Consider the following 23,740-nt stretch of genomic DNA (forward strand, 5'->3'; position numbering starts at 1 on the left):
TTGAAACCGCCGATCGGAAGGCCATGTTGCCCATGTTTCAGGACGCCCCCATCTATCACCAGCTCATTGCCGAGCGCGGTGACGTGCCCGCGCGGGTCCGCGACGCTGCCGCGAGCATACGGCGCGACCTCGACGCAGTGATGCAGACGGGGCACTCCATCGGTTCCTTCGAGTCCGGCACGCCGGTGGCGAGACCGGCCATGCCGTCGCACCCCGCGCTTCCCCCCGCCCCACCACTGCTATGACGGCCCTCGCGGCGAGGACTGCGGGGTGCTTCTCACTGTCCTTGCCGTAAGGGGGTGCCGGCCGAGTCGCTCCGTGGCTGCCCTAGGGGTGTTCGAAGAGCTGGAGCAGGCCACCGAGCGAGAAGCACAGGGCGCCCATGAGTGTGCCCCAGTTCGCGATGGCGGTGTTGACCAGCAAGCCGGTGACGGGACGGGTGAAGGCGGCCAGGGCCGAGATCATGAAGAGAACGGAACCGAGCTGGTTCACCGCGACCACCCACCAGCCGAGGCTGCGCCGGCGGACACAGAGGCCGCCATGGCAGATCTCGACGAACGCCAGGTGCCCGGAGGCCAGGAAGAGCGCACAGCCGATCACGTCGGGCACCCAGATCAGCCGGTTGACCTGCTGGACGCTCAGCCCCTTCAGGAAAGAGTCCAGCAGGTTCACCGCGAAGACGAGTGTGCCTAGGAAGAGCACGAAGGTGCTCAGCCAGTCCACCCTCATCGGCTCGTAGCTCCACCAACGCCAGCGGCGGGTGATGAGCCGGTCTTCGCCGCCGGCGACATGGCGCGGTGCGTTGATCACCTGGAGCAGCGAGACGTATCCGCCGGTGTTGAAGAACAGGCCGCCCGCGAAGTAGATCGAGGCGCACACCGTGGCGTCGCCGGAGCCGAACTCGGCCACCGCCGCGCCGGCCGCGAAGAAGGCCCCGCCGATCGTGAAGGCGATCCCGGCAAGGGTGTTGAGCCTGCGCAGCCGGGCGATGGCCACCGGGTCCGCTCGGGTGTGCCGGACGGCCGCCGCCCCGGGCGGGCGGACGGCGAGCACCCCGCGCCGACGCGCGGTCCGTGACTCCCAGACGGCGGTGTCGCCGCCGGGGAGTCGCCAGGTGACCCGGGTGGTGAAAGGTCCCGCGCCCTCGGCGCGCTGCTCGGGCTGCCCCACGCGCCGAGCCTAGACCGCGGCCGGGCCGGGCAGGCGGGCGAAACGCCGTCCCACCCGACGGTCGGGCACGGGCCGAGGAGAGGACATACAAGGCGTGGGGCAGCGCCGGCTACAGCAGCTCGGCGTCGTTCAGGATCAGCATGTCCGCCACGAAGCAGGTGACGGCGCCGTCCGCGTCCCGGCCGATCCACACGGGGTACGAGCCGTCGCCTCGGCCGCTCGGGTAGGCGATGAGGTTGGTCCCGGTGGCCGGGTCCTCCAGGATGTGGACGCCGTTCTCGTCCGTGGCCAACTCCAGCGTGCCGTTGGCCATACCGTCGCCGTAGCGCCGCCCGAGCTCGCCTGCCGTGCCGGCATCGACGAACGCACCGGTCCCGCTGTCCACCCCGAAGCCGTAGAACTCGCCCTCCCGCAGCAGCCGCGTGTCCTGGCCGTCGAGCAGGGCCGGCTCCCAGCCGTCCGTCGGCCGGTCGGAGACCAGGATGCGGACGGCGGTGTCCTCGTCGATGGTCATCGACTTGCCCCAGAATTCGGTGTCGTACCCGGCGGAGGCGATCTGCACGGAATAGTCGCCGGGGGGCACGGTCACGGTGAAGCCGACGTCCTGCTCACACGTGTCGTACGTGGGGTCGCGCGCCACCAGTCGGCCACTGGGCAGCCGCAGCGTGCCGGCCGCCGTCGGTTCGCGGACGGTGTACACCTCGTCGCGGTCCGAGAATCGCGCCCCCGCGGTGAACAGCTCGTCCAGGTGTCGCGGCCGCAGCCCCTCGGGCGTATGCCAGTTGGGCTCGGCACGCTCGCCGTCCGGCTGGTCCGCGCTCTCCCGCAGTTCGTGGTCGCCGGCGCCTTCGATGCACAGCGCCGCAAGCAGGTGCAGCCACTTGCCGAAGGCCGGAGGCGAGAACCACCGCTGCGCTTCAGGAAGATCGGCGATGGTGTGGCGCGAGCCGCCCCGGTCGCCCTTGGGCTCGACGATCTGTCGTCCCTTCCCGTCGGGCCGGAGATGGAGGGTCACGCGTGCCGCGTCCGGCGCGAACTCCGGCGCCTCGTCGTTCTCGTAGACCCAGACGCGGCGGTACAGCAGGAAGAGCCGGTCCTGCGCCAGGCGTCTCAGGTCCACCTCGACGCACCGGCGCCCCCGCGTGTCGTACAGCCACAGTCCTATGTAGTCGCGGGCGTGGTGCAGGTGCGCGACGATCACTTCGGCACCGTCACGCGGCCGGAGCACCACCGCGTACGGCTCCCCCGCCGCGTCCCGTCCGGCCGCCTCGGCGGTGCCGATCGGTCCGAGCACGGCCGCGTGGGAGGCGTCCCAGCCCTCGCCGTAGGCAACGTCGATGATCTTCTCGTCGCTCATCAGGCCACGGCCTCCTGGTCGAACCACGGCTTGGACTCCGCCCAGTGGGCGACCCAGCCGGCGAACCCGCCGGCCGCGGTGGTGTGTCCGAACTCGGCGCCGAAGGGGGCGGCTCCGACGTCCGTGATGTTCCATATGTGGCCGCGGTGCGGGCCGGTGACGACGAGATGCCAGTACATGCCGCAGCCGTCGGTGCCGAGCACCAGAGAGCCGTGGTTGATGACGGCGTCGAGGGCGGAGTCGTCCGGCTCGTCCTCGGCGTCCTCCCACAGCCACTCCTCCACCAGCGGAAACGGCCGGCTCAGGTCACGCTCCTCGGCCTCCCCGCCCCAGTCGTCGGGCAGTTCGCCCAGCCCCAGCAGGCCATGGTCCGGCGGCCCGGAGTAGGAGCCGTCGGTCACTTCGGCGACAAAACTCCGGTGCGGCTCGGGCAGCACGATGCCGTGCCGTGCTTCGAACGCATGGACCTTCTCCCAGCCCAGTGCCGACTCGCCGTCGTCGTCCACGTCGAACGCGGCACGAAGAGCCTTGAGTTCGGCCGGATCCGCTTGCTCGGTGTTCATGGGGCCATGAAAGCAGCCACCACTGACACCGCGTGCTGGGCCGACATCGGTTCGAGTCCCACCGCCCTGACCGCGCCCAGGCATCAGTCCAGGAGCAGGGGGTTGGGCAGGGTGGCCGCGGGGTGCATGCGGAGCAGGGTGTGGAGGACTCCTGAGAGTCCGGACATGAGGCTGGGCGAGAACGCCTCGCGGGCCAAGCCGCCCACCGGGCCGCGTTGTTCGAGGCCCGTGAGGATCTCGCCGTCGAGGTCGGCCGGGTCGCCGAAGTCCATCGACGTCAGGAACTCCCACAGGCCGAGGTCGCCATGGCACAGGGTGTGGCTCCAGCCGAAACCCTCGGCGGCGCAGGCGCGTGCCGCGCGCTGGGCCATGTCGAGGTGGGCGGGATCGCCGGTGCGCCGGTGGAGGTCGAGCATGCCGATGCCGACGCCCGCGCTGCCGTGGCACCAACTGGTGAAGAAGTCCTCCTCGGCGCCGACGCGTACGTCGAGCCAGTTGCCGTGCTCGGGCCGGTAGAGGCACTCCTGGTAGTGGACGGCCCGTTCGGCGAGGTGGGTCCAGCCACGCCGGTCCGCCGCGGAACCCGCGTCGCTCAGGGCGAGCCGGGCCAGCGCCCAGCCGATGCCACTGGCACCGTGGGCGAATCCGCCGATGCCCTCGGGGTTGAGCCGGGTCGTCCAGCGGGCGCCGCTAGCGTCGACCGTGGCCAGCCCGGCCAGCCGGCGGCCGATGTGCGCGGCGGCGCCGAGCCAGCGGTCCTGCCCGGTCGCCGCGGCCAGGTTGAGCAGGGGCACGATTGCGCCGGCCGCCCCGTTGAGGAGGTCCACCTCGATGTCGTCCTCGACCAGTCGCCCCTCGGCGAGCAGCAGCGCTCTCTCGGCGGCCCGTTCCAGCAGCAAGTCGTCACCGAGCACCCGGTGCAGCGCGAGCCACGTCCACACCTGGGAGGCGGCACCGCTGAACGCCCCGGGTGACGGCGTCGGCGTCTTGTCCTCGGTGCTGAGCAGCACCCGCAGTGCCCCCTCGTACGTCTCGGCGACTCCCGGCACCTCGTCCGCCCTGCCTGCCCGCACCTCGGTCACGTACTCGGCGAGGGTCAGGGCAACTCCGCCCTGCCCGGTGTAGAGGTCGGCGGGGAGTACTCGGATGGACCATCCGGCCGGGGTGAACACGGGGCTGATCCAGGTGACCGTACCGTCCTCGCCGCGCACCGCACCGTCGCACAGCCGCCGTACCATCTGCGCGGCCAACTCACGGCGGCGACACTCCCGGTCGCGGGCGTGCGGGTCGCGGGCGGCCTCCTGCACTCGCGCGGGCAAAGAACGTTCATTTAGGTAGGCGCCCACCAGCGCGTCCTGGATCACCGACTCCTCCAGCGCCAGGTCGGCGGTGCGCCAGTCCTCGACCGTGGTCCGTACGGCCGCCGCGTCCACGGTGAAGGTGAACATCGGTACGTCGCCGGCGAGGAGTTCCGCGATCTCGCCGTCGATGGCGGCGCGGTCCGTCGGTGCGCCGGGCAGCACCTCCGCGTTGCGCAGCAGGATGTCCCGGGCGCGCTCGACGGCCGCCGGCTCGTCGTGCAAGGAGGCGGGGTGCCACAGCATCCGGCCGATGTCGACGTACGCCTGTGTGGGCCGCAGGATGCGTCGCGCCTGGGCGCCCTCGAAGCGGCGCAGCAGGAGATGCGGGTCGTTCCCGGGCCGGTGCAGATACGCCGTCATCTCGCGGAAACCCGCCAGGATCCGGTCCCAGTACGCGCTCAGCACCGGTGTGGCGCTGGGGTGGTTGCCCGCGCCGGGCATGGCCACCAGGTCCACCTCGAAGCGGGCCGCGGCGGTGCCGCCTTCCGCGATCACCGGATTCGGGATCAGCGGCTGCTGGCCGGGCAGCGCCCCGACCCCGGAGATGTCCACCCCGCCGAGCGCGAAGCCGGTGCCGCGTACGGGCAGCAGTCCGGTACGCAGCACCGTACGGCGGATGGCCGCTGCGGCCACGTCCACGGCGTCGCCCCGGCCGCTGGGCGGGAAGGGCGCGGGGGCGTCGAAGAGTGTCTCGGCGTCCACGATCACCGGCACCGGGCCCTCGGCGATCATGTTCTCGGCGTGCATGTCGGTGCCGCCGGTGAAGCGCAGGACGGCGAGCCAGTGACCGACGTTGCGGTAGAACGCGGTGAGTTCGGCGTCGTCCGCGCAGTAGCGGTGGCGGACGAACTCGGCCCAGCCGTAGCCCTCGCGCGCCAGTGTGCGCGGCACCCGGATGCGCTCGTGCGGCGCCGGGGCACCGGGGAAGCCCTCGAACAGTTCGTCCAACAGCGCGCCCAGTGCCACATCGGCCTCGGACGGACGGGGTTTGTACATGACGCTGCCGCCTGCGAAGTCCACCCGGCTGACGGTCAGGCCGCCGCGGTGACTGTCGCCCGCCCCGAACGCGACCCCTCGCAACTCGCCCGCGGGCGCACCCAGCAACGGCCGCAGCAACTCGCGGTCCGCGGCGACCCGTTCGGCGAAGCCCACTGTCGCCGCCACCGACAGCCGTGCCACGGCCGCGATCCGCGAGCCGAGGGTGGGGTATCGGCCGGCCAGCCGGTCGAGATAGCCCTCCTCGCAGGCCTGCTCGATGAACGAGGCCCATGTGTCCGTGTCGGAACCGGCCCCGGTCGCACCGCCGTCGGCGGGCCCGGCGCCCGCCGCCATACGCAGTGCGTGCAGTTCGATCAGGAACAGCCGGGACAGCTTCGCGTGCAGGGACCTGAGCAGGGCGGTGTGGCCGGCCTCCAGCACCACGTCCCGCTCCGCGGGACCCAACGCGTCCACGGCAGTCAACCGCCGGGCCAGGTCCTCCCGCCAGGGACGGGCGATGCCGCGTACGGGCTGGGTGAACCACTCCGTCTCGTCGCTCTTTCTTCCCCCTCCCGTCTCGTCTGCCTGTTCCGCCTGCTCCGTCCGTTCCGTCTGTTCCACCTGTTCCGTCTGTTCCGGCGCCGATCCGCTCACCCGTCCACCGCCCCCATTCCGCATTCCGCATTCCGCATTCCGCCGCGCGTCCGCGCCCTGCCAGACGCCCCGAACCCACGTGGGGAACCGCGCGACCGGCCGTGCTCGGCACGCGGTTCCCCACGCTCCTTTCTTCGGACCTCACTCCGTGGTGGCGCCCCAGGGTCTGGTGACGCCCCAGGCGATCAGCAGCACCAACTGCCGCGCGACCCGCTCGGGCTGGAACAGAAGCCGTAGAGGGAGTCGCTCGGGTCGGTCAGCGCGGCCTCGGCGGCTGCGCCGCCGACGTAGAGCGGCCCGGCGGGGTTGATCTGGCCGTACGCGCTCTCGGCACCCGACAGCCAGGCGTCGAGCACGGCGGCGGTGTGAACACGGGTCTGGGGCATCAGCGGCCTCCGGACGTAGGAAATCGGGCGGATTGCCCAGCCCTGAGTATCACCGGCTTCGAACACCCCTCAGACGGCTAATCCGGCCACAGTCATGCGTTGTTCGTGCGGTGTGTCGTGGTCCGTGAGGCGTCCGGGGCGACGGCACGGCCCCCGGCACAGGGCGCGCCCGACTCAGGTGCGCCGCAAGCCTGATCTTCACAGTCATAACTCTGTTTCCCCACAAGACGATCACCGATTAGGCTCCGCAGCGCGCGCATCGGGCGCGAACAGCAAGGTGGGGGGACATGGCCGACGATCGCGTCGAATCCGAGAAGGGCCCGAGTGCGGGGGTTCAGGCAACTGCGGCAGTGGTGCTGGTGGGAGGCCTGATAGGCGGCATGTGGGGGCTGGACAAAGTCTCCGGGCACGGCGCCAGTGACAGCAAGCCGGCCGCCTGCTCGAGCACCCATACCTCAAGCACTCCGACGAAGAAGCAGTCGTCGAAGCGTGTGTCCGGGGCGCAGCTGTGCACGGCGCTGAACCGTCCGGACCTGCCCAAGCTGCTGGGAACGCCGGCGGAGCACGCGGAAACCGCATCGGGCGGTGAAAGCGAGTTCAAGCTCGCCGGCGGCACCAGGATCGCCACGCCCGAGGCGGACGTGACGCTGCCGACCTACTCTGTGAAGCTTTCGGCTTCCTACGACGACCTCTCGGTCACCGAGACGGCCGACCTCATGGGCCGGAGCGCGCAGAAGCAAACGGTCCTGGGACACCAGGCGGTCCTCTACTCGGACCGGACCATCGCCATCACGTTCAACGGCAGCAAGGCCGATACCGGACCCGGGGGCATCGCCCGCTGCCTGATGGTCGCCAGGAACCCCAAGGACGGCGGCGGCACCTTCGAGGTGACCATCTGGCGCCAGGACGACGTGCCGCCCGACGACGCGGCGTTGTTCCGCGTCGCCGAGCGGGTGCTGCCGACGGTGCCGGGCTGGACCACCGGCTGACTACGGCACGCCGAGCTCGAAGAGGGCATAGCCCGCGTAGGAGCCGGAGGCCAGAGCGGCGATGCCGAGCAGCGTGCACTGGAGGGGCAGGCTGAGGCGGCGCAGGGCCATGGCGAGGGGGATGAACAGCGGGAAGGCCGGGAGCAGATAGCGCGAGACGTTGCCGAAGATCTGCTGGCTGCTCAGGACCAGGGCGATGGTGAGGACGGTGTGGACGACCAGCACCACCGGGGGCCGCAGCCGGATGAGCAGGGGGATGAGCGCAACGGCCAGCAGTACCGTTCCGACGCCGATGACGTCCTCGAAGGGGAACGCGAAGAGGTAGTCGAAGTGACCCACCGGGACGGATGTCAGCACATCCAGGGTCTGCCGACCGTAGTCGAACTCATGCGCCCAGGCACCGGCCTGGAGCGTGAAGTAGCCGCCGTAGTCGCCCATTCGGTGGCCGACCCAGGCCAGATATCCGAGCAGGCCGAGCGGTGCCAGGGCCATCGCGGCCAGCGGACGCAGGACTCCGTCCCGGCGGTGGCGCAGTGCGCTGACCGCGGCGAAGGCGAGCGCCGCGATCAGGGCGGCGGCCGTCGGGCGGTTGAGTCCCGCCGCGCAGGTGAGAATCCCTGCGGTGAGCCAGCGGCGGGTGAGTACGGCGTAGCAGGCCCAGGCGGCGAGAGCCACGTAGAGGGAGTCGGAGTAGACCGCCCACTCCACGCCGGAACCGGGCCATACGGCCCACAGGCCGGCCGCGGCCAGCCCGGCTCGCGGGCCACCGAGCAACTCGGCGACCGCGAAGATCCCCATGGCCGCGACGAACGAGGCGACGACGGAGACCACCAGGCCCGCGCCGTACGGCCCGAGTCCGGTGATCTCGGAGGTGAGCCGCATCAACGCGGGGTAGAGCGGGAAGAACGCCGCCGAATTGCCCTCAAGGGTGATCAGTCCGGTGGCACCGGGGACCGGCACCAGCTCCGGGTGGTATCCGTGCATCGCGATCTGCTGGTACCACCAGCCGTCCCAGGTGCCCAGGACGTCCCACGCATGCGCTCCGCCGCCGAAGCGTGGGTGCTTCGTGCGGTAGTCCCCTGCGGAGTGCAGCAGGTACATGAAGGTGCAGAAGCCGAGGAGCTTCAGGGCGCCGTACAGGGCCAGGGCGGGGGCGTAATGCCGGGCGGTCTCGCGTATGCGGTGGCTTGGGCCGGGAGTCGGGAACGACGGGGGTTCATGGCCAGGCAGAGCGGCTGGTGTGAAGTTCGGCATCGGGTCGGTGCGGGTGTTCATGAAGCGGCGGGCCCTGTCAGGTGTCGGCGGGGCCGGGCGCGGAACACCCAGGCCCGCACGAGCAGGAACCGCAGCAGCGCCGCGGCGAGATGGGCGGCGGCCAGCACGGCGAGTTCGGCGCCGTGGCCGGCCGTGGGCGCCGCGAGGTGCAGGGCGGCGAGCGAGCCCGCGGTCAGCGTCAGGCCGACGACGAAGGTCACCAGTCCTCTGGCCTGATGGCGCAGCGCGCCGTCCCGCCCGCGCAGCCGGAAGGTGAGGCGCCGGTTGGCGGCCGTGTTGACGATCGAACAGGCCAGCAGGGCAAGGGCGTTGGCGGCCTGCTGCCCGGCGGCCGGGCGCAGCACCGTGAACAGCAGCAGATGCGCGAGCGTGCTCACCGCTCCTATCACCGCGAACCACGTCAGTTGCCTGGCCTGCCCGCCGGGTGACTCACCGGCTCTGCTCCGCGTCAGCCCGGCCCAGGGGAGCGTGCCACGGGCCAACGCCCCGGCGACCCGGGCGATGCCGCGCAGATCGGCGAGCACGGTGGCGCGGATGTCGACCCGGCTGTCCGGGTCGTCGATCCAGTCGACCGGCACTTCGTGGATGCGCAGCCCGGCCCGCTCCGCGATCACCAGCAGCTCGGTGTCGAAGAACCAGCCGGAGTCGCGCACAAGCGGCAGCAGCCGCTCGGCGACGTCGCGCCGTATCGCCTTGAACCCGCACTGGGCGTCCGAGAACCCCACGGCGAGCGTGCAGCGCAACAGGGCGTTGTAGCCGCGCGAGATGACCTCCCGCTTGGGTCCGCGGACCACCCGTGAGCCGGGGGCCAGACGTGTGCCGATGGCGAGGTCGGAGTGGCCCGAGATCAGCGGGGCGACGAGGGGCAGCAGCGCCGCAAGACCGGTGGACAGATCCACGTCGACATAGGCGACGACAGGGGCCCGCGAACCCGACCAGGCCGCGTGCAGCGCCCGGCCGCGCCCCTTCTCGGGCAGTCGTATCCACTCGACTTCAGGCAGTTCCTCGGCGAGGCGCGCGGCGATCCGCGGGGTTGCGTCGGTGCTGGCGTTGTCGGCGACGGTGATCCGGAACGGGTAGGGGAACGTCTCCCACAGATGCCCGTGGAGCCGCCGTACGTTCGGCTCGAGGTCCGTCTCCTCGTTGAACACCGGCACCGCCACGTCCAGCACGGGTTCGTCATGGTGCGTCGGCAGTGGTGACCGTGGTGGCAGAGGGGCGATGTCCAGCGCTGAGGCCGACCTTGGATTCGTCACGTTGTTCCTTGTTTGTGATCGTTCGTAGGGCATGCCGAAGGCACACCGGGGTGCTGAGTTGGATAAGGAGGTGAGGCGGGGAAGAGGGGGCTCCGGGGCGTGTACCGTGCGTGCTAACCGCTCGGACTGACCACCGACGAAGGTTCGCTGGACGTGTCGACCCGTGCCGTCGAGGACGCCGAGGGCGGGGGTGTGGTGACAGTGCTCCCCGAGGTGGCCGTGTCCGCCGACTCGGTCGCGGGTGGGTTGCTCGGGTCCGAACTCCCGTCCGTGGCAGGCGGCGCGGAGGTCGTCGGCGGGCCACCGGTGTACGGAGGGATCGTGGTCGCGGACGAGGAGGGGGTCTCGCTCTCAGTGGCATCCGGCGTGGGTGACGTGGTGGCGGGGTCCGAAGGACTGGTCGCGGGCCGCGGGTGGGGACCGCTGGGTTCGTTCCTGACCGGGGCGTGGGGCCACAGGAGGATGACGATGCCGAGTCCGGCGACCGCCAGGGCGGAACCGGCGGCCCTCTGCACGGCGCGGACACGCCTGCGGGACCGGACACCGGCCCGCAGCCGCTCCCGCTGCTCGGGTTCGAAGGGGGTGTGCTCCTGGGCGCTGCGCATCAGTTGCGCCAACTGTCGCTCGAAGTGGTCCATGGCTCCTTCCTCACCTCACCGGCTCGATGACGTCGGCCAGGAGCTGACGCAGCCGGGCCACTCCACGCGAGGCATGGGACCGCGCGGTGCCCACCGGGCACCCCAGCACCTCGGCAACCTGCCGGTCGGGCAGGTCCTGGTAATAGCGCAGGACCACGGCCGCCCGCTGCCGCGGACTCAGCTGGGCGAGTGCCGCCTCCAGCCGCGAACGCTCGGCCACGGTCGCCGACATGTCGCCCGTCGCCACCACCTCGGGCAGTTCCTCCACGGGGCGCTCGCCCCACCACCGACGCCGGGCCGAGCGTCCGGCGGCGCGGGCCAGCACCTTGCGTACGTACGCCTCCGGCGCCTCGTCGGCGATCTTCGGCCAGACGAACCACAGCTTGACCAATGACTCCTGCAACAGATCCTCGGCCCGATGCCGATCACCTCCGGTGAGCAGACGGGCCAGATGGAACAACCCCGACCAACGGGCCGCCACGAACTCGTCGTACTCACCGGCCCTTGTCTGCTCCATCCCTGCGGTCCCCGTTCTTGCCGGCTGCCTACATCAGGGAAAAGGCACTGGCCTGCCCACGGCGCTGCACTCGGCGGGCGTGATCCGCGTCACGTGAGGCGGGGCCCGGGCATGCCGATGGCCTCGGACCGCTCTCGGGATCCGAGGCCATCGGAGGGGACGGGTCGGGGGCCGCTCAGCCCCGGCCCGTCGGTCCTTACGCGCCTTGCGTCAGCCTTGGCGCGCCTTGAAGCGCGGATTCTTCTTGTTCACGACGAAGGTCACGCCCCGGCGGCGTACCACCTGCGCGCCGGGCTTGGACTTCAGCGAGCGCAGAGACTTGCGCACCTTCATGGCTGCCTGCTCCTCTCCTCCGGGCTCCTTCGGGAGCCGGACCGCGGTCGGCGCTCAGCGGCCGGCCGAGGCGGTGCGGCCGTATCGCCGCTCGAACCGCTCCACCCGGCCTGCGGTGTCCACGACGCGGGTGTTTCCGGTGTAGAACGGGTGGCTGGCCGACGAGATCTCGACGTCGATCAGCGGGTAGGTGTTGCCGTCCTTCCACTCGATCGTCCGGGTCGAGTCCGCCGTGGAGCGGGTCAGGAACGTGATGTCGGCGGCGCGGTCGCGGAAGACGACCGGGCGGGACTGGGGGTGAATGCCGGGCCTCATGGGTTTTCCTCCTCGTGCGTGCGTGGCGACTGCGTCCGCGGCAGCGGCCGGGCTCAGCGCTCCTCGCGGAACAGGACGTGCGCCCCCGCCACTCGGTCGAACTTGCGCAGTTCGAGCCGGTCAGGGTTGTTGAGACGGCTCTTGCGCGTCACATAGGTGACTCCGGTCCCCGCCGTCGACTTCAGCCTGACCACGGGGCGCGTGTTGGTGCGTGCCATGAGTTCCTCCTTCACTCACATCCCGATCTTGACCCGGGCATGCCAGCTGCCGATGTAACAGCCGCTCTCGTCGCCGCATTCCCGGGTTCCGGGTGGGAGCTGAGAAGCTGTACACGCTCCGGGGACACCGCCCCCTTCACGATCACGGCCCGTACAACCGGACAGGCCGTGCAGTCATTCCCTCCCCGACGACAGCAGCACGGCCCGTGACGGACGAGCGACTCCGGTCCGCTACCGCACGATTACAGATCGTGTCGACCGACGGCAGAAGGGTTGGCCAGGCCCGTGTCCCGCATGATGCGGCCGACGGTCTCGGCGAGCGTGCTGTCGGCGCCGACGACGGACTCGACGCCCCCCGGGCAGCAGATCTAGCGGCCGGCACCACTCACGCAGATCCCCTTCTCCAGCCTTCCAGGACCACGTGATATCCGGCGTCGAGGGCGTAGCGCACAACCGTGTCGATCAGACCGATGTTCGCGCCACCCGGCAGATCGTGTTCCCGCAGCACGACGGGCGGAGGTTGTCCTGACCCACCTTTCCGACTGGCCTTTCTCGTGTACGTGACGTCCAGCCAGCGTGGCGGTTGTTGCTCCCTTGCACTGTGCAACTTTCCATGCTCAGCACGTACGTGACGTGTGGCGAGGGAGTTGGCTGTGGGACGCATGCGAATCGTGGGCATACTCCGCGTCCAGGAAGTCCGGCTCGGCAGCGGCCCGAAGGGCACATCAGCCCCCAGCGTCATCTCCCGGTGCGGTACGCTCTCGCGGCCCACGGCCGGCGACGGCGTCCGCGAGGGTCGCAGCCAGATCACCGTTGTATGTAGTGTGCGGAAATGACAAGAAGCGAGCGGCTCGCGGAGCAGTTGGACTGGTACTGGCACAAAAACCTGCGGCCGCGGCTGGACGGTCTTACCGATGAGGAGTACTTCTGGGAGCCGGTGCGCGGCTGCTGGAGCATCCGCCCACGTGGCACGTCCGCCGCACCGATGTCGGCAGGTTCGGGAGAGTGGACGGTGGACTCCGCGTCCCCTGATCCGGTGCCGGCGCCGGTGACCACGATTGCCTGGCGGCTGGCGCACATCATCGTCTCGTGCCTGGGCTATCGGGTCGGATGGCACTTCGGCGGCCAGGACGTCGACTCCCAGACATTCGCCTACGCGGGGACCGCTGACGAGGCACTAAAACAGCTCGATGAGATGTATGGGAGATGGAACGCGGGGGTCCGCGAACTCTCGGACGCTGACCTGGAGAATCCGCCCACGGTGGGTCCCGAGCGGTTTCCCATGGAGGGCATCGTCCTGCACGTCAACAGGGAGCTGATCCATCACGGCGCCGAGATTTCCCTGCTGCGCGACCTCTACCGCTGGCAGGACGGAGCCGTACCGCGCCGAATATGACTTTTCGGTAATCGGCGATCGAGCTTCGGAAACTTACATGGACTCCGTGACGCTCCGTGGCCGCAGTCCGTCGTCGTCCAGCTCGACGACCACGTCGACTTCGCCCGATTCACGAAGAATTCTCAGCCCTACGTTGCGGCCACCAGGGCAGCCAAGATTCTCCTCCAGCGGAACCTTGGTCACGGCGGAGGAGACGTCGGTGAGGAGCGTCGCGTTGCCGATCAGCTCCGCCTTCGTCGCAGGCACATCCTGCTTCTCCACGGAGGCGAGCAGGGCTTCCAGCTCCCGCGGGCGAGTGCCCATGGTCACGATGACAACCCCGGTACGCGGCAACGACATGGCAGTGGACTCCAGTGATCGACACAGTGATGCCGATGCTCACTGCAGGACCGTCATCGCTCGCTCACGTCGTGGACATGTTCGCGACGTATTACCCCAGGTGAAGCGCCATGGAGTCACCGAGGCGCTCGGAAAGGCCGACGATCGCCAGACCGCGGCCGAGTCTGTCACGCAATCCGGCCGCGACGGACGACTTGCCCGAGGCACTGTTGCCGCGCAGCACGACCAGCCGGGTCACTTCCGGACTTCAGGTACAGGGCCACCATGTACGTGGTGGTGCCGTCGGCGGCCAACGGGGTCATGGCCGGGGCTCGTGACCGGCCAGGAGTTGCTCGATGGCGGTCAGGATCGCTGTCACCGCACCCGATTCGGCGGCGAGGGCTGCCAGGGACACGGACGGCCACCCGTTGAAGTTCGTGTTCCGTAGCTGGTGCAGCCGTTTGTCCAGGCCACCGGCGCTCGGCAGGGCGTCGGCGAACGCCGCTGTCGCGTCGAAGCCGAAGCGCATGACGATCGACCCCAGGCTGAAGGCGAACTCCTCTCTCGCGGGGTCCTCGTACAGGGACAGCGTGCCGATCGGCACCCATCCGCCGCCGGCCATGCGGTAGTGCACGTTCATGCTCGGACAGCGGCCAGCGCCACCCACCAACTTCCCACGCACCTCCGCGTGTTCGAGCAGCGCCATGGCCACGCGGCGCACCTCCGGAGTGCACCGGGTGTCGAGCGCAGCCTGCAGCTCGGCCCGTGTCGTACGCTGCGTGCCGCCGTGGCCCGATGGTGTCTTCGCCGCCGTCGCCACTTCGCCGTACACACGCGGTACGAGAACCTTCAGCTCTCCGTCGCCCCGGTACTGCGTCAACTCAACGGCGTACACATCGGTCTGGCGCATCTGCCGGTTGAGGAACTCGACTATCGCCCGCAGCTCCAGCGGGATGCGGTCGGCGACGAACAGCAGTCGCATCTGCCCGGCGGCCAGACGTTCCTCCACGGTCGCCCAGAAGTCCTCGGGGGAACGTTCACCGAGCAGTTCCCCGTACGCCTGCTCCATGGAGCGGCCGTCGGCCCGGCAGGTCTCCTCGAAAGAGTGCTGCAACAGCGCGGCGGGCCAGTACCGGGCGGCGTTCGCGGCGTAGTCGAGCATCTGGCCCACGACTTCCCGGCGCAGGCGGGTGTCCGTGGCCCGCTTGACCTCCACCAGCGTAGGCACCCCGTCGGCGTCGACGAAGAGGTGGTCCAGCCGGTACACCGACCCGCTCTCCGCGCTGGTCGGAACCCCCATCTCGCGCGCGACCAGCACGAGCCGCAAGGGCTGCCCGTCGGAGAGGGTCCCGAAGTCCAGGACACGCGGGTGCCTGGCCAGTAGCTCCTGGAACTCCTCCTCCGCGGCGAACGCGGTCGCCTCCAGCGCCTCCAGCCCCTCCCCCACGACGAACACCGGCTGATCAGCCATCCCTGCCCCTCCCCCTTCGGGCTCCTCGGCCATGACCTCGGGTCCCATCATCGCCCACCTGCGCGGTCAACCAGCCGCTTCAGGTACGCACTTCCGAGGAGACCGGGCGCGCACCCGCCCAACCGAGCAGGACCGCCGAACACACAGCCGCGAGCGCACACCAGGTCGAGACGAACTCCAGGCGCCACGGGGTCCAGCAGACAAGCGCGCCGACGGCGACCACGATCCCCAGCACCACCACCCGCCGGTCACCGGACAGGAGCAACGAGCCGACGGTGGCCAGCAGGTAGCCCGCGACGAGCAGTTGTGGATGGGAGAGGTCGACCGCGTAGCCGACCGTGCGGCCGCGGATCTCGGCCGTCACCGGGCCGGTGGCAACGGCGTACGCGAGCACCACGCCCGTCAGTACTCCTGCCGCGAGGGGGAGCGTCAGCCGACGCCGGGCCCCCGGCGGGGCGGCACACACCACGGCCACCGGGACCCAGACGGCTAGCAGCGGCAGCGCCATGACGGCCCAGACGACGGTGGCGGGTCCACTGCCACCGCCCGCTTCCCAGACCATCGACTCGACGATCTGATGGGCCCCGAGCAGCAACGGCAGGGCGGCGAGCGGAAGATCCCGGCGCCTGCGCACGCGTGCCACACAGGCCACCCCGACGGCCGCCACACCGGTGCCGGCCACGAGATCGGCCGTCGCACTCCAGCACATCACGCCACCATGAGGTCCGTCGTCGTGCGCATCCACCCTCGCCGCGGATCACGCTGCGTCCTCGACACCCAGGCGGCCCGGGTGACACGACAGCCGCCCCGAGGTACCCATCGGTCCCCGGGGATGATTGGCTGACCCCGGCCATCGCACCCCGGCCCGACCGGGCCGACCCGCAGGAGGACTCCGCACCATGAGCAGCCCCTACACATACGAGTACAAGGTCGTCACGTTCCGGGAGTCGCTGATCGGCGACGCCCTGGACAGCGACAAGCTGGAGAAGGTCCTCAACAAGCACGCGGAGGACGGCTGGGCCCTCAAGGCCATCACCTCCGCCGACGTCAAGGGCCGCATAGGCCCCGGAGCCGTCGAGGGCCTCCTCCTCACCTTCGAACGCCCGCGCGGCTGACGGCCCCGACCGCAGACCATGCCAAGCACCCGCCCGCCCGGAGGGAAGCGGGCGGCCGGGTGCCACTGGCCACGTCGACACCGTCAACGCCGGGTCCGCGCCGCCCATTGAGAGCCGATACTGGGCCGCATGTCCGACCTCACCCCGCAGCAGCGCGCGCTCGCCGAGGCGATGTCGGAGGTCTCCGAGGCGGCGTATCGCGCCGGCTGGATGGAGGGCACCGAGTACGACGTGTGGCGGCTCCTTCACCACGGCGGCCCCTGGGGAATGGCGAGCGCCGAGCAGTTGGTCCCGCTCCTGGCCGTCGTACGCACCGCACTTGAGCACGCCGGGTGCTGGATCATATGGGAATCCGACGCGCCCGACGAGCGACCGGTCACCCTCGACGAGTGGCTGCACGTGTACCAGACATGGGCCCTGCGGAAGTAGGCCTACGATCATCCCCATGAGCGCATGGAACGAGAGTCTTGATGCGGCGGGGATACGGGACCCGCAGTTGCGCAGCGACTACGACGCTCAACGCGCGCTCGTGGCGCGCGCCCGCCGTACCGCCTACCTGGCGGCCCGGCTGCTGTTGCCGCGGCCGTTGCTGCCGCACGTGGTCGCGGCGACGGCCGTGATGGATCACGGTGACAACCTGCTGGACTCCGGTCCCGAGGCACAGCGGTTCGCGGCCTGGGCAGCGTGGGAACAGCAGGTTCGCAAGGGGCTGGACTCCGGGGTGAGTGACGATCCTCTGGTCCGCACGCTCGTGCACTCCGTGGCCGCCCATCCGCGGCTGCGCGAGGCGGTGGAGTCGTATCTGTGCACCGCCACCGCGGAGTTGGAGTTCGGCGGCTTCGCCTCGGAGGCCGACTACCAGGCCTACCTGGATGCCTATTCACTGCCGGCCTTCATGCTGGTCGGCGTGCTGCTCGGGCCGGACACCGACATTGCCCCGTTCCGGGCAGCGTGTCGGACGCTCATCGACGGAAGTCAACGGCTGGACTTCGTCAACGATCTGGCCGAGGACCTGCGTGAGAGCCGGATCGGCATCTCCGCCCAGGCGCTGGCACGCCACGCCGTCACGCTCGAAGACCTCGCCGCGGGCCGGGTGCCGGCGGGCCTCGCCGAGCTGGTGAACCACCAAGTCGCGGCAGCACAGGCATCGTTGGCGGCCGCCCGGGAGCTGCCCGCCCTGACCACGGCCCCCTGCCGGGTGCTGTTGACCGCCCTGGTCGACATGGAACTGCTGACCGCGCAAGCGGTGCTCGCGCGGGGGCCACGCTTGCTGCACGGCTCGGCGAGCCCGTCGCCGGTGGCTGCGCTGCGGGTACTCATGAGCGCTCGTCGGCGTAAGTAGACAGCGGCCGAACGGGGAGCGGGCGCACGCGACGAGCGCAGCGTTCCTCGTGCTCGCCCGCTCCCCGTTCGAGCAACCGGCGGCTGAGCAGTCGCCGAGTCAGCCGCTGTTACGCGGCAAGACGCTCGGCAAGAGCCTTCGCCTTGGCTGCCGCGTCCTGCAGGGCACGCTCCCGGGAGGACTCGAAGAGCGGCACGAGTTCGGCCATGGCCGGGTTGTGGGGGGCCAGGGTGAGTTCGGGGACGATGAAGTCCAGGTCCAGGGCGAGGGTGTCGGCGAGGATCGCCGTCAGATAGTTCTGGACGTACTCGAAGGGCTCACGCGGGGTGCCCGGCGCGTAGGAGCCGCCGCGGCTGGCCACGACGGTGACGGGGGTCCCCTTGGCGGAGTGGGCCTCACCGGCGGTACGGCCGATCAGGATCACGTTGTCCAGCCATGCCTTGAGGGTCGACGGGATCGTGAAGTTGTACATCGGTGCGCCGATCAGCACCGCGTCCGCCTGCTCCAGCTCCTCGATCAGCTTCACGCTCGGCGAAGGCCGCCGCCTGCTCCGGGGTGTGCGCCGCGGGATCGGCGAATCCGGCGGTGTGGGCGTCGGCGGTGATGTGCGGGACCGGGTTCGAGGCCAGGTCGCGGTAGATCACCGTGCCGTCGGGGTGCTGCTCCTGCCAGGTCTTGCGGAAGGCCTCCGCGACGGCACGGGAGGCGGAGCCCCCGCTCGGGAAGACGGACGAGTCGATGTGCAGCAAGGTGGCCATGCGTGTCTCCAGAAGAGCGAGCCCGAGGCGAAGCCCACGGGCTAAGTTTTCGTACTCGGCTATATCTAACACAGGTACTTACTTTTTTTCATCCCCTCACGGCAGGGCGATACCCTGATCCCATGGCGGCGGATCAGAACCACGAGGTGGCGGCATGCAAGCGAGTGGACGACGGCATCACTCGCGTCTTCCAGCTGCTCGGTAAGCGCTGGAGCGGCCCGATCGTGGCCGTACTGGTGGAACAACCGGCACATTTCGCCGATCTGCGCCGGGCCGTCCCCGGCATCAGCGAGCGCATGCTCTCCGACCGGCTGGCCGAGCTCGGCGCCGCCGGACTCGTGGTGCGCGAGGTCGACGAAGGACCGCCGCTGCGGGTCTCCTACCGGCTGACCGAGTCCGGGGCCGCGCTGGAGCCCGCACTCAAGGAGCTCGGCGAGTGGGCGAAGAAGCACTTGCCGGAGACCGGGCCCTGCGTGGAGACGGCCTGGAAGTGACGGTCGCGGCCGGCGCACCGGCGACGGCCCGATCGCCGCACAGGGGTACGGCCAAGGGCGCACAGGTCGGCCCCGGACGCGCACCTGAGCAGCGGTGCTTGAGCAACGGAGTCAATGGATGACCAGTCGGGTGATGTTGATCTCGCCGGCGATGAACGCGGCCCTCCGCCAGGCCCGTTTCGACGACGGTTCCCCGCTCGACTCGGCCGGCACTGCCTGTGCCCGCTCGGCCGCCAATGCCCTCCCGGCTGCCGACCGCACCCTCACCTCGCCCACCATCCGCTGTCGGGAGACGGCTTCGGCGCTCGGCCTCGACGCCACCGACTCGCCTTCGCTGAACGGCTTGGACATGGGCCGCTGGCGAGGCCGCACCCTGGACGAAGTCAGCACCGCCGAGCCGGACGGAATGGCTCGCTGGCTGACGGATCCTCAGGCGGCGCCGCACGGCGGGGAGTCGGTGCACGAGCTGTGCCTGCGCGTTGCGCACTGGCTGGACGGGGCCGCACAGTTCTCCGGCCGTACCGTGGCGGTGGTGGAGCCGGAGGTCGTCCGTGCCGCGACCCTGCATGTGCTCGGAGCGCCGGAGTCCGCCTTCTGGCGTCTCGACGTACCGCCCCTGACCGCAACCGAGTTCAGCGGTCGCGCGGGACGCTGGAACGTGGGGCTGGGGAGCCGGCTCGGGGCAGCCTGACGCGCCTCAGGACCGCAGGAAGTCGGCGAGACCTTCCAGGAGCCGGTCGACGTCCGCCGCGTTGTTGTACGGCGCGAGACCCACCCGCAGGCCGCCGGTGTCGCCCAGGCCGAGGTGCCGGGAGGCTTCGAGCGCGTAGAAGGAGCCGGCGGGTGCGTGGACGCCGCGGGCCGCCAGGAAGCGGTAGGCGTCCGTCGCGTCGCGGCCATCGAAGGTGAGGAGCAGGGTCGGGGTGCGGTCGGCCGCGCGGGAGTGGATCGTGATCCCCTCCAGTTCCGACATGCCCTTGTCCATCCGCGTCCGCAAGACGTCCTCGTGTCCTTCGAGGGCCGCGGCCGCGGCGGCCAGTCGCTCTCGGCGCGTGCCCGTCGCCGTGGCGTCGAGGCGGGCGAGGAAGTCGACCGCCGCGCGCGTACCGGCGAGGAACTCATAGGGCAGGGTGCCGAGTTCGAAGCGCTCCGGGACCGTGTCGGTCGACGGGAGCAGCTTGTCCGGGTAGAGGGATTCCAGCAGTTCGGGACGGGCGGCGAGGACCCCGTGATGGGGGCCGAGGAACTTGTACGGCGAGCAGGTGTAGAAGTCCGCGCCGAGCCGGTCGATGTCGACCAGGGAGTGGGCGGCGTGGTGGACGCCGTCGACGTACAGCAGCGCGCCGGCCTCATGCACCGAACGGGAGATCTCTGCGATCGGGGGCCGGGTGCCGATCAGGTTGGACGCGGCGGTGACGGCGACCAGCCGGGTGCGCCCGGAGAGCACGGCGCGGATGTCGTCGGCGGCCAGTTCGCCCGTCGCGGGGTCGAACTCGGCCCACCGGACGGTGGCACCGGCCTGCTGCGCGGCCTGGATCCAGGGCCGGATGTTGGAGTCGTGGTCGAGCCGCGTGACGACCACCTCCTCGCCGGCGGCCCAGCTCTTGGCGAGGGTGCGGGAGAAATCGTAGGTGAGCTGCGTGGCGCTGCGGCCGAAGACGATCCCTGCGGGGTCGGCGGCCAGCAGGTCCGCCATGGCACGACGGCTCTCCACGACGATCGCCTCGGCGTTGGTCTCCCCCACCACCTCGTGGCCGCGGTTGGACAAGGGATGGGCGAGGGCGTCGGAGACGGCCTGGATGACCGGCTGCGGGGTCTGTGTGCCTCCGGGGCCGTCGAAGTGAGCGATGCCGGCGGCGAGGGCGGGGAACTGGGCGCGGACGCCGGTGACGTCGTAGCTCACGGGTGCTCCTGTCCAGGACTGGTCTGGGTCGAAGTCGAAGGGCGCGGGAAGCATGTCATCCGGCTCTCCCCCATGACAGCACCCAGGACGCCTTACAGCACCGAGCACCCCTTATAACACTCGTCATAACCCGGCGTACGCTGCTCCTATAACGACTGTCATAGGAGCTGACGTGACCGTGATCACCGTGGTTGCCCGCGAGGGACGCCTGGACCTCGAACAGCGGCGCACGCCGGCCGAGACACTGACGGATGCCGTGCTGGTACCGGAGGTCGGCCAGTTCGCCCCGGCCGCGCGGGGCGGGTTCCAGGTGCACTTCGTGGAGCGCGAGCCCGGCATGATGGCCATCGGCGGCCGACTGCCGGCGGACACGGCGGAGAGCCTCGACGTCATGGTGATCGACGTGGCCGTCATGGACGACGACTGGCGTCAGGAGGTCCGCGCCGAGGTCATCGAGCGCGTCCTGGCCGCGATGGCGCGGGCCTGCGGTCTTGAGGAGCCGCCACCGACCTGGTGGGTCAACTTCCAAGTCATCGAGGAGGGCAGCTGGGGCTCCCGCGGCGGCGTGCTGTCCATTCTGTCGCTCCTGGACAGCGGCGTGTTCACCGAGGAGAAGGTCAGGGCGGTCCGCGCGACGGTCGGCGAGGGAGGCCTCCGCGGCTAGGCACACCGGCTCAGTCCTTGATCGCCGCGAGGACCAGCTTCTGCAGTTGCTCGGCGGTGCGGTCGAGCGGCTGGGTGCTGCGCTTGGCGCGGCACATGGCGACCGTCCCCTCCACGGCCGCCACGACGAGGGTGGCGAGCTGCGCGGCCTGGTCGGGGTCGGCGCCGTGCTCGCGCAGGGACCCTGCCAGCAGGCCCTCCCACTCGTCGAAGATCCCGGCGGCCGCCGCCACGGCCGCGGGGACCTCGTCGTCCGGCGGCTCCTCGATGGAGACCGCCAGGACAGGGCATCCGGCACGGAACTCGGTGTCGACGACCACCTTGCGCCACAGGTCGAGGAAGGCCCGCAGACCGGCGGCCGGGCCCGCCCGCAGTTCCTTGCGCAGGATCCGGGCGACGGTCTCACCGGCGTAGCGGACGGCTTCCGTGGCGAGTTGCTGCTTGCCGTCCGGGAAGTAGTGGTAGGTCGAGCCGAGCGGAGCCTTGGCATGCTTGGCCATCTCACGGATGCTGGTCGCATTCAGGCCACGTCGACTGATCATGTCGGCCGCACCGGCCACGATCCGTTCGCGTGTCTGCGGACTGGTCTGGTTCACCTGCGGATTCTCCTCGCACTCCGCCGGATATAACGACCGTCATAGCCTACTCCCTACGCAATCTGGTCGGCGGCCCACCGGGCCCACTCCCGGCGCATGGCGTTGAAGCGCAGGCCGTACTCCAGGGCGATCCGCCCGTAGACGGAGAGGTTGTCGTCGTCCCAGTCGATGTCCCGCGCCAGCTGGTCGAGCTCCGCGTAACTCTGCTCGGACAACTCGGTGAGCTCGGTCAGATACGCGCGCGCCTGCTCCGGCTTGAGCACTCCGAGGAAGAAGACCCGCAGCAGCAGATCACTACGGGTGTTGCGCTGGGGCTTCGTCTCGGTCAGCCAGTGCCGCAGTTCGGCCAGCCCGTCCTCGGTGAGGGCGTATTCCTTGCGGCCGCGCGGCCCCTCGGCCGCCACCGTGATCAGTCCGGCGTCGGCCAGCTTGGTCAGCTCCGTGTAGATCTGGCTCTGTGTGGCCGGCCAGACGTTGGCCAGCGAGGTCTCGAACCGTTTCAGCAGGTCGTAACCGCTGGCGGGGCGCTCCGAGAGGAGACCGAGCAGTGCGTGTCTGAGGCTCATAGCTCCACTGTACCTCGCATATTCCAGTATTGACATGTCGATGCTGGACGTTCTACTTTTGACATGTCAGGCGAGAAACCCCGAAACGGAGAGATCATGTCCTACCTGCGTACGTTCCTGCCGTGGATCGTCTTCGCCGTACTCCCCTCGGGGGACTGGCAGTGGTCAGCACTGGCCGCACTGCTGGTCGCCGTGGCGCTCGTCGCCCAGCAGGTCAGGGCAGGCACCGGATTCGACGCGCTGATCATCGAGTTGGGCTCGGCGGTCTTCTTCGCCGTACTGGCCGTCGTCGCCTTCGCCGATCCCCACTCCGGTGTGCACGATTACTCCGCAGCTCTCTCCTCGGGCACCCTCGCGGTGATCGCAGGCGTCTCGCTGGCCATCGGCAGGCCGTTCACCCTGGGCATCGCCAAGCGCACCACCCCGCCCGAGGTCTGGAAGCTCAAGCCGTTCATCCGCACCAACGTCGTCATCACCGCCGTATGGACCGCGGCCTTCGTCCTGACCGCCGTCGTCCTCGCCCTGGTGGCACATGCCGGAGACGCCCACTCCACCACCGCGACGGTCATCCAGATCGCGGGCTTCGTCGTCCCGATGGTGTTCACCATCCGCTACGTCGCCTACGTCCAGGCCAAGGCCGGGCAGGTGGCCCGATGACGACCCCGCGCACGACTTCGGCCCGCACCGCACGCCCGGCGGCCCCAGCCGAATCGTCACCTACGTCCCCGACGCCACCACCGAGACCGAGCCCACCTGAACGGCCTTCGGCCCTGGCCCCGGCGATCTCGCCGCTGTGCGCGCCCAACACCAGAGCGATCACCAGCGGCACGGTCCACGTAAGGACATGAATCGAAGGGGGGTAACTCGCAAGGGAGTAGCCGTCCCCTGTCAGGAAGGCGACCGAAAGTGCCGCGATCGGCAGACCGGCGGTGAGCCCCGCGAGCGTGCCCCTCAGCACGGGACGCACGAGCAGCCGCTGGGGTGCGACCGCCAACATGAGCGCTGCGCCGGCGCCCAGCACCACGCCTGCCGCCATACTCGCAAGCGCCGCTACGACACCCCAGGTGACGAGCGTGCGCACGGTCCCCGATCGGCCCCCGACCAGGAA

At 70.2% G+C, this 23,740-nt stretch carries 27 protein-coding genes and 4 pseudogenes; 10 read left to right on the forward strand and 21 right to left on the reverse strand.

Annotation, left to right across the window (positions count from 1 at the left end; all coding sequences use genetic code 11):
- Positions 1–32: 32 nt before the first annotated feature.
- Positions 33–245 carry a hypothetical protein gene (locus ACZ4EG_RS08720; RefSeq protein ID WP_467790093.1) on the forward strand — a complete coding sequence of 71 codons (213 nt, stop codon included), beginning with the start codon at positions 33–35 and terminating at the stop codon, positions 243–245.
- An 82-nt stretch (positions 246–327) separates the two neighbouring features.
- Here the strand turns inward: ACZ4EG_RS08720 and ACZ4EG_RS08725 are convergent, their stop codons facing one another.
- The 5 genes from ACZ4EG_RS08725 to ACZ4EG_RS08745 form a co-directional block, all read right to left on the reverse strand.
- Entirely contained in the window at positions 328–1,170 is an 843-nt protein-coding gene (locus ACZ4EG_RS08725; protein WP_467790094.1) for a hypothetical protein, read from the reverse strand.
- 109 nt (positions 1,171–1,279) lie between these two features.
- A complete protein-coding gene (locus ACZ4EG_RS08730; RefSeq protein WP_467790095.1) occupies positions 1,280–2,527 on the reverse strand; it encodes a DUF4241 domain-containing protein in 1,248 nt (415 codons plus the stop codon).
- Positions 2,527–3,090, reverse strand: coding sequence for an SMI1/KNR4 family protein (locus ACZ4EG_RS08735; RefSeq protein ID WP_467790096.1), 564 nt, complete (start codon positions 3,088–3,090; stop codon positions 2,527–2,529). Before ACZ4EG_RS08735 ends, ACZ4EG_RS08730 begins: the two co-directional genes overlap by 1 nt.
- An 83-nt stretch (positions 3,091–3,173) precedes the next feature.
- Positions 3,174–6,050, reverse strand: a complete 2,877-nt coding sequence (locus ACZ4EG_RS08740) for a type 2 lanthipeptide synthetase LanM family protein (protein WP_467790097.1) — start codon at positions 6,048–6,050, stop codon at positions 3,174–3,176.
- Positions 6,051–6,268: 218 nt separating this feature from the next.
- On the reverse strand, positions 6,269–6,469 hold the full coding sequence (locus ACZ4EG_RS08745; protein ID WP_363297890.1) for a DUF6229 family protein: 201 nt from the start codon (positions 6,467–6,469) through the stop codon (positions 6,269–6,271).
- A gap of 287 nt (positions 6,470–6,756) precedes the next feature.
- Between ACZ4EG_RS08745 and ACZ4EG_RS08750 the strand changes: the two genes are divergently transcribed.
- A complete protein-coding gene (locus ACZ4EG_RS08750) occupies positions 6,757–7,458 on the forward strand; it encodes a DUF6215 domain-containing protein (RefSeq protein ID WP_453546530.1) in 702 nt (233 codons plus the stop codon).
- Here ACZ4EG_RS08750 and ACZ4EG_RS08755 read toward each other — a convergent pair whose 3' ends face one another.
- From ACZ4EG_RS08755 to ACZ4EG_RS08790, 8 genes and pseudogenes are all read right to left on the reverse strand, one after another.
- On the reverse strand, positions 7,459–8,733 hold the full coding sequence (locus tag ACZ4EG_RS08755; protein ID WP_467790098.1) for a hypothetical protein: 1,275 nt from the start codon (positions 8,731–8,733) through the stop codon (positions 7,459–7,461).
- Entirely contained in the window at positions 8,730–9,989 is a 1,260-nt protein-coding gene (locus ACZ4EG_RS08760) for a bifunctional glycosyltransferase family 2/GtrA family protein (protein WP_467790099.1), read from the reverse strand. Before ACZ4EG_RS08760 ends, ACZ4EG_RS08755 begins: the two co-directional genes overlap by 4 nt.
- 113 nt (positions 9,990–10,102) lie before the next feature.
- Positions 10,103–10,627: a hypothetical protein gene (locus ACZ4EG_RS08765; protein ID WP_453546524.1), complete on the reverse strand. Its 525-nt coding sequence runs from the start codon at positions 10,625–10,627 to the stop codon at positions 10,103–10,105.
- Between the two features lie 10 nt (positions 10,628–10,637).
- Positions 10,638–11,144: a SigE family RNA polymerase sigma factor gene (locus tag ACZ4EG_RS08770; RefSeq protein WP_467790100.1), complete on the reverse strand. Its 507-nt coding sequence runs from the start codon at positions 11,142–11,144 to the stop codon at positions 10,638–10,640.
- A 210-nt stretch (positions 11,145–11,354) separates the two neighbouring features.
- Positions 11,355–11,477 (reverse strand): type B 50S ribosomal protein L36, encoded by a 123-nt coding sequence (gene ykgO, locus ACZ4EG_RS08775; protein ID WP_046586208.1) that lies wholly within the window; start codon positions 11,475–11,477, stop codon positions 11,355–11,357.
- Between the two features lie 54 nt (positions 11,478–11,531).
- Positions 11,532–11,792: a type B 50S ribosomal protein L31 gene (locus ACZ4EG_RS08780; protein ID WP_467790101.1), complete on the reverse strand. Its 261-nt coding sequence runs from the start codon at positions 11,790–11,792 to the stop codon at positions 11,532–11,534.
- A gap of 53 nt (positions 11,793–11,845) precedes the next feature.
- On the reverse strand, positions 11,846–12,010 hold the full coding sequence (gene rpmG, locus ACZ4EG_RS08785) for a 50S ribosomal protein L33 (RefSeq protein WP_390706090.1): 165 nt from the start codon (positions 12,008–12,010) through the stop codon (positions 11,846–11,848).
- Positions 12,011–12,252: 242 nt separating this feature from the next.
- Positions 12,253–12,625: pseudogene (locus ACZ4EG_RS08790) on the reverse strand (P-loop NTPase family protein).
- Positions 12,626–12,842: 217 nt separating this feature from the next.
- Here ACZ4EG_RS08790 and ACZ4EG_RS08795 point away from each other — a divergent pair.
- Positions 12,843–13,406, forward strand: coding sequence for a DinB family protein (locus ACZ4EG_RS08795; protein ID WP_467790102.1), 564 nt, complete (start codon positions 12,843–12,845; stop codon positions 13,404–13,406).
- Positions 13,407–13,469: 63 nt separating this feature from the next.
- Here ACZ4EG_RS08795 and ACZ4EG_RS08800 read toward each other — a convergent pair.
- From ACZ4EG_RS08800 to ACZ4EG_RS08815, 4 genes and pseudogenes are all read right to left on the reverse strand, one after another.
- Positions 13,470–13,745 (reverse strand): annotated as a pseudogene (locus ACZ4EG_RS08800) (glycosyltransferase family 2 protein); the annotation flags it as partial.
- A 136-nt stretch (positions 13,746–13,881) separates the two neighbouring features.
- Positions 13,882–13,983 (reverse strand): annotated as a pseudogene (locus ACZ4EG_RS08805) (kinase); the annotation flags it as partial.
- 60 nt (positions 13,984–14,043) lie between these two features.
- A complete protein-coding gene (locus ACZ4EG_RS08810) occupies positions 14,044–15,195 on the reverse strand; it encodes a hypothetical protein (protein WP_467790103.1) in 1,152 nt (383 codons plus the stop codon).
- Between the two features lie 79 nt (positions 15,196–15,274).
- The gene (locus ACZ4EG_RS08815; RefSeq protein ID WP_467790104.1) at positions 15,275–15,904 is read right to left on the reverse strand and encodes a DUF6629 family protein; all 630 of its coding nucleotides are present in this window, start codon (positions 15,902–15,904) and stop codon (positions 15,275–15,277) included.
- Between the two features lie 190 nt (positions 15,905–16,094).
- On the opposite strand from ACZ4EG_RS08815, the gene ACZ4EG_RS08820 reads away from it, so the two are divergent.
- The 3 genes from ACZ4EG_RS08820 to ACZ4EG_RS08830 all read left to right on the forward strand — a co-directional run bounded on the left by ACZ4EG_RS08820 (position 16,095) and on the right by ACZ4EG_RS08830 (position 17,652).
- Positions 16,095–16,310 (forward strand): DUF4177 domain-containing protein, encoded by a 216-nt coding sequence (locus ACZ4EG_RS08820; RefSeq protein WP_363297899.1) that lies wholly within the window; start codon positions 16,095–16,097, stop codon positions 16,308–16,310.
- Positions 16,311–16,439: 129 nt separating this feature from the next.
- Positions 16,440–16,739 (forward strand): hypothetical protein, encoded by a 300-nt coding sequence (locus ACZ4EG_RS08825; protein WP_453546508.1) that lies wholly within the window; start codon positions 16,440–16,442, stop codon positions 16,737–16,739.
- 16 nt (positions 16,740–16,755) lie between these two features.
- Complete coding sequence (locus ACZ4EG_RS08830; protein ID WP_467790105.1) at positions 16,756–17,652, forward strand: squalene/phytoene synthase family protein; 897 nt, start codon at positions 16,756–16,758, stop codon at positions 17,650–17,652.
- Positions 17,653–17,761: 109 nt separating this feature from the next.
- Here ACZ4EG_RS08830 and ACZ4EG_RS08835 read toward each other — a convergent pair.
- A pseudogene (locus ACZ4EG_RS08835) lies at positions 17,762–18,410 on the reverse strand (FMN-dependent NADH-azoreductase).
- Positions 18,411–18,532: 122 nt separating this feature from the next.
- Here ACZ4EG_RS08835 and ACZ4EG_RS08840 point away from each other — a divergent pair.
- Both ACZ4EG_RS08840 and ACZ4EG_RS08845 read left to right on the forward strand, forming a co-directional pair.
- Positions 18,533–18,904: a winged helix-turn-helix transcriptional regulator gene (locus ACZ4EG_RS08840; RefSeq protein WP_467790106.1), complete on the forward strand. Its 372-nt coding sequence runs from the start codon at positions 18,533–18,535 to the stop codon at positions 18,902–18,904.
- A gap of 118 nt (positions 18,905–19,022) precedes the next feature.
- Entirely contained in the window at positions 19,023–19,595 is a 573-nt protein-coding gene (locus tag ACZ4EG_RS08845; protein WP_467790107.1) for a histidine phosphatase family protein, read from the forward strand.
- 6 nt (positions 19,596–19,601) lie between these two features.
- Here the strand turns inward: ACZ4EG_RS08845 and ACZ4EG_RS08850 are convergent, their stop codons facing one another.
- Positions 19,602–20,807, reverse strand: a complete 1,206-nt coding sequence (locus ACZ4EG_RS08850) for a cysteine desulfurase-like protein (protein WP_467790108.1) — start codon at positions 20,805–20,807, stop codon at positions 19,602–19,604.
- A gap of 172 nt (positions 20,808–20,979) precedes the next feature.
- On the opposite strand from ACZ4EG_RS08850, the gene ACZ4EG_RS08855 reads away from it, so the two are divergent.
- The gene (locus ACZ4EG_RS08855; protein ID WP_467790109.1) at positions 20,980–21,471 is read left to right on the forward strand and encodes a tautomerase enzyme; all 492 of its coding nucleotides are present in this window, start codon (positions 20,980–20,982) and stop codon (positions 21,469–21,471) included.
- 10 nt (positions 21,472–21,481) lie between these two features.
- Here the strand turns inward: ACZ4EG_RS08855 and ACZ4EG_RS08860 are convergent, their stop codons facing one another.
- Both ACZ4EG_RS08860 and ACZ4EG_RS08865 read right to left on the reverse strand, forming a co-directional pair.
- Positions 21,482–22,066 (reverse strand): TetR/AcrR family transcriptional regulator, encoded by a 585-nt coding sequence (locus ACZ4EG_RS08860; RefSeq protein ID WP_467790110.1) that lies wholly within the window; start codon positions 22,064–22,066, stop codon positions 21,482–21,484.
- A 53-nt stretch (positions 22,067–22,119) separates the two neighbouring features.
- Complete coding sequence (locus ACZ4EG_RS08865; RefSeq protein ID WP_467790111.1) at positions 22,120–22,632, reverse strand: PadR family transcriptional regulator; 513 nt, start codon at positions 22,630–22,632, stop codon at positions 22,120–22,122.
- Between the two features lie 96 nt (positions 22,633–22,728).
- On the opposite strand from ACZ4EG_RS08865, the gene ACZ4EG_RS08870 reads away from it, so the two are divergent.
- On the forward strand, positions 22,729–23,289 hold the full coding sequence (locus ACZ4EG_RS08870; protein WP_467790112.1) for a hypothetical protein: 561 nt from the start codon (positions 22,729–22,731) through the stop codon (positions 23,287–23,289).
- The last annotated feature ends 451 nt before the right edge of the window (positions 23,290–23,740 follow it).

Source organism: Streptomyces sp. NPDC025638, from assembly GCF_055558775.1.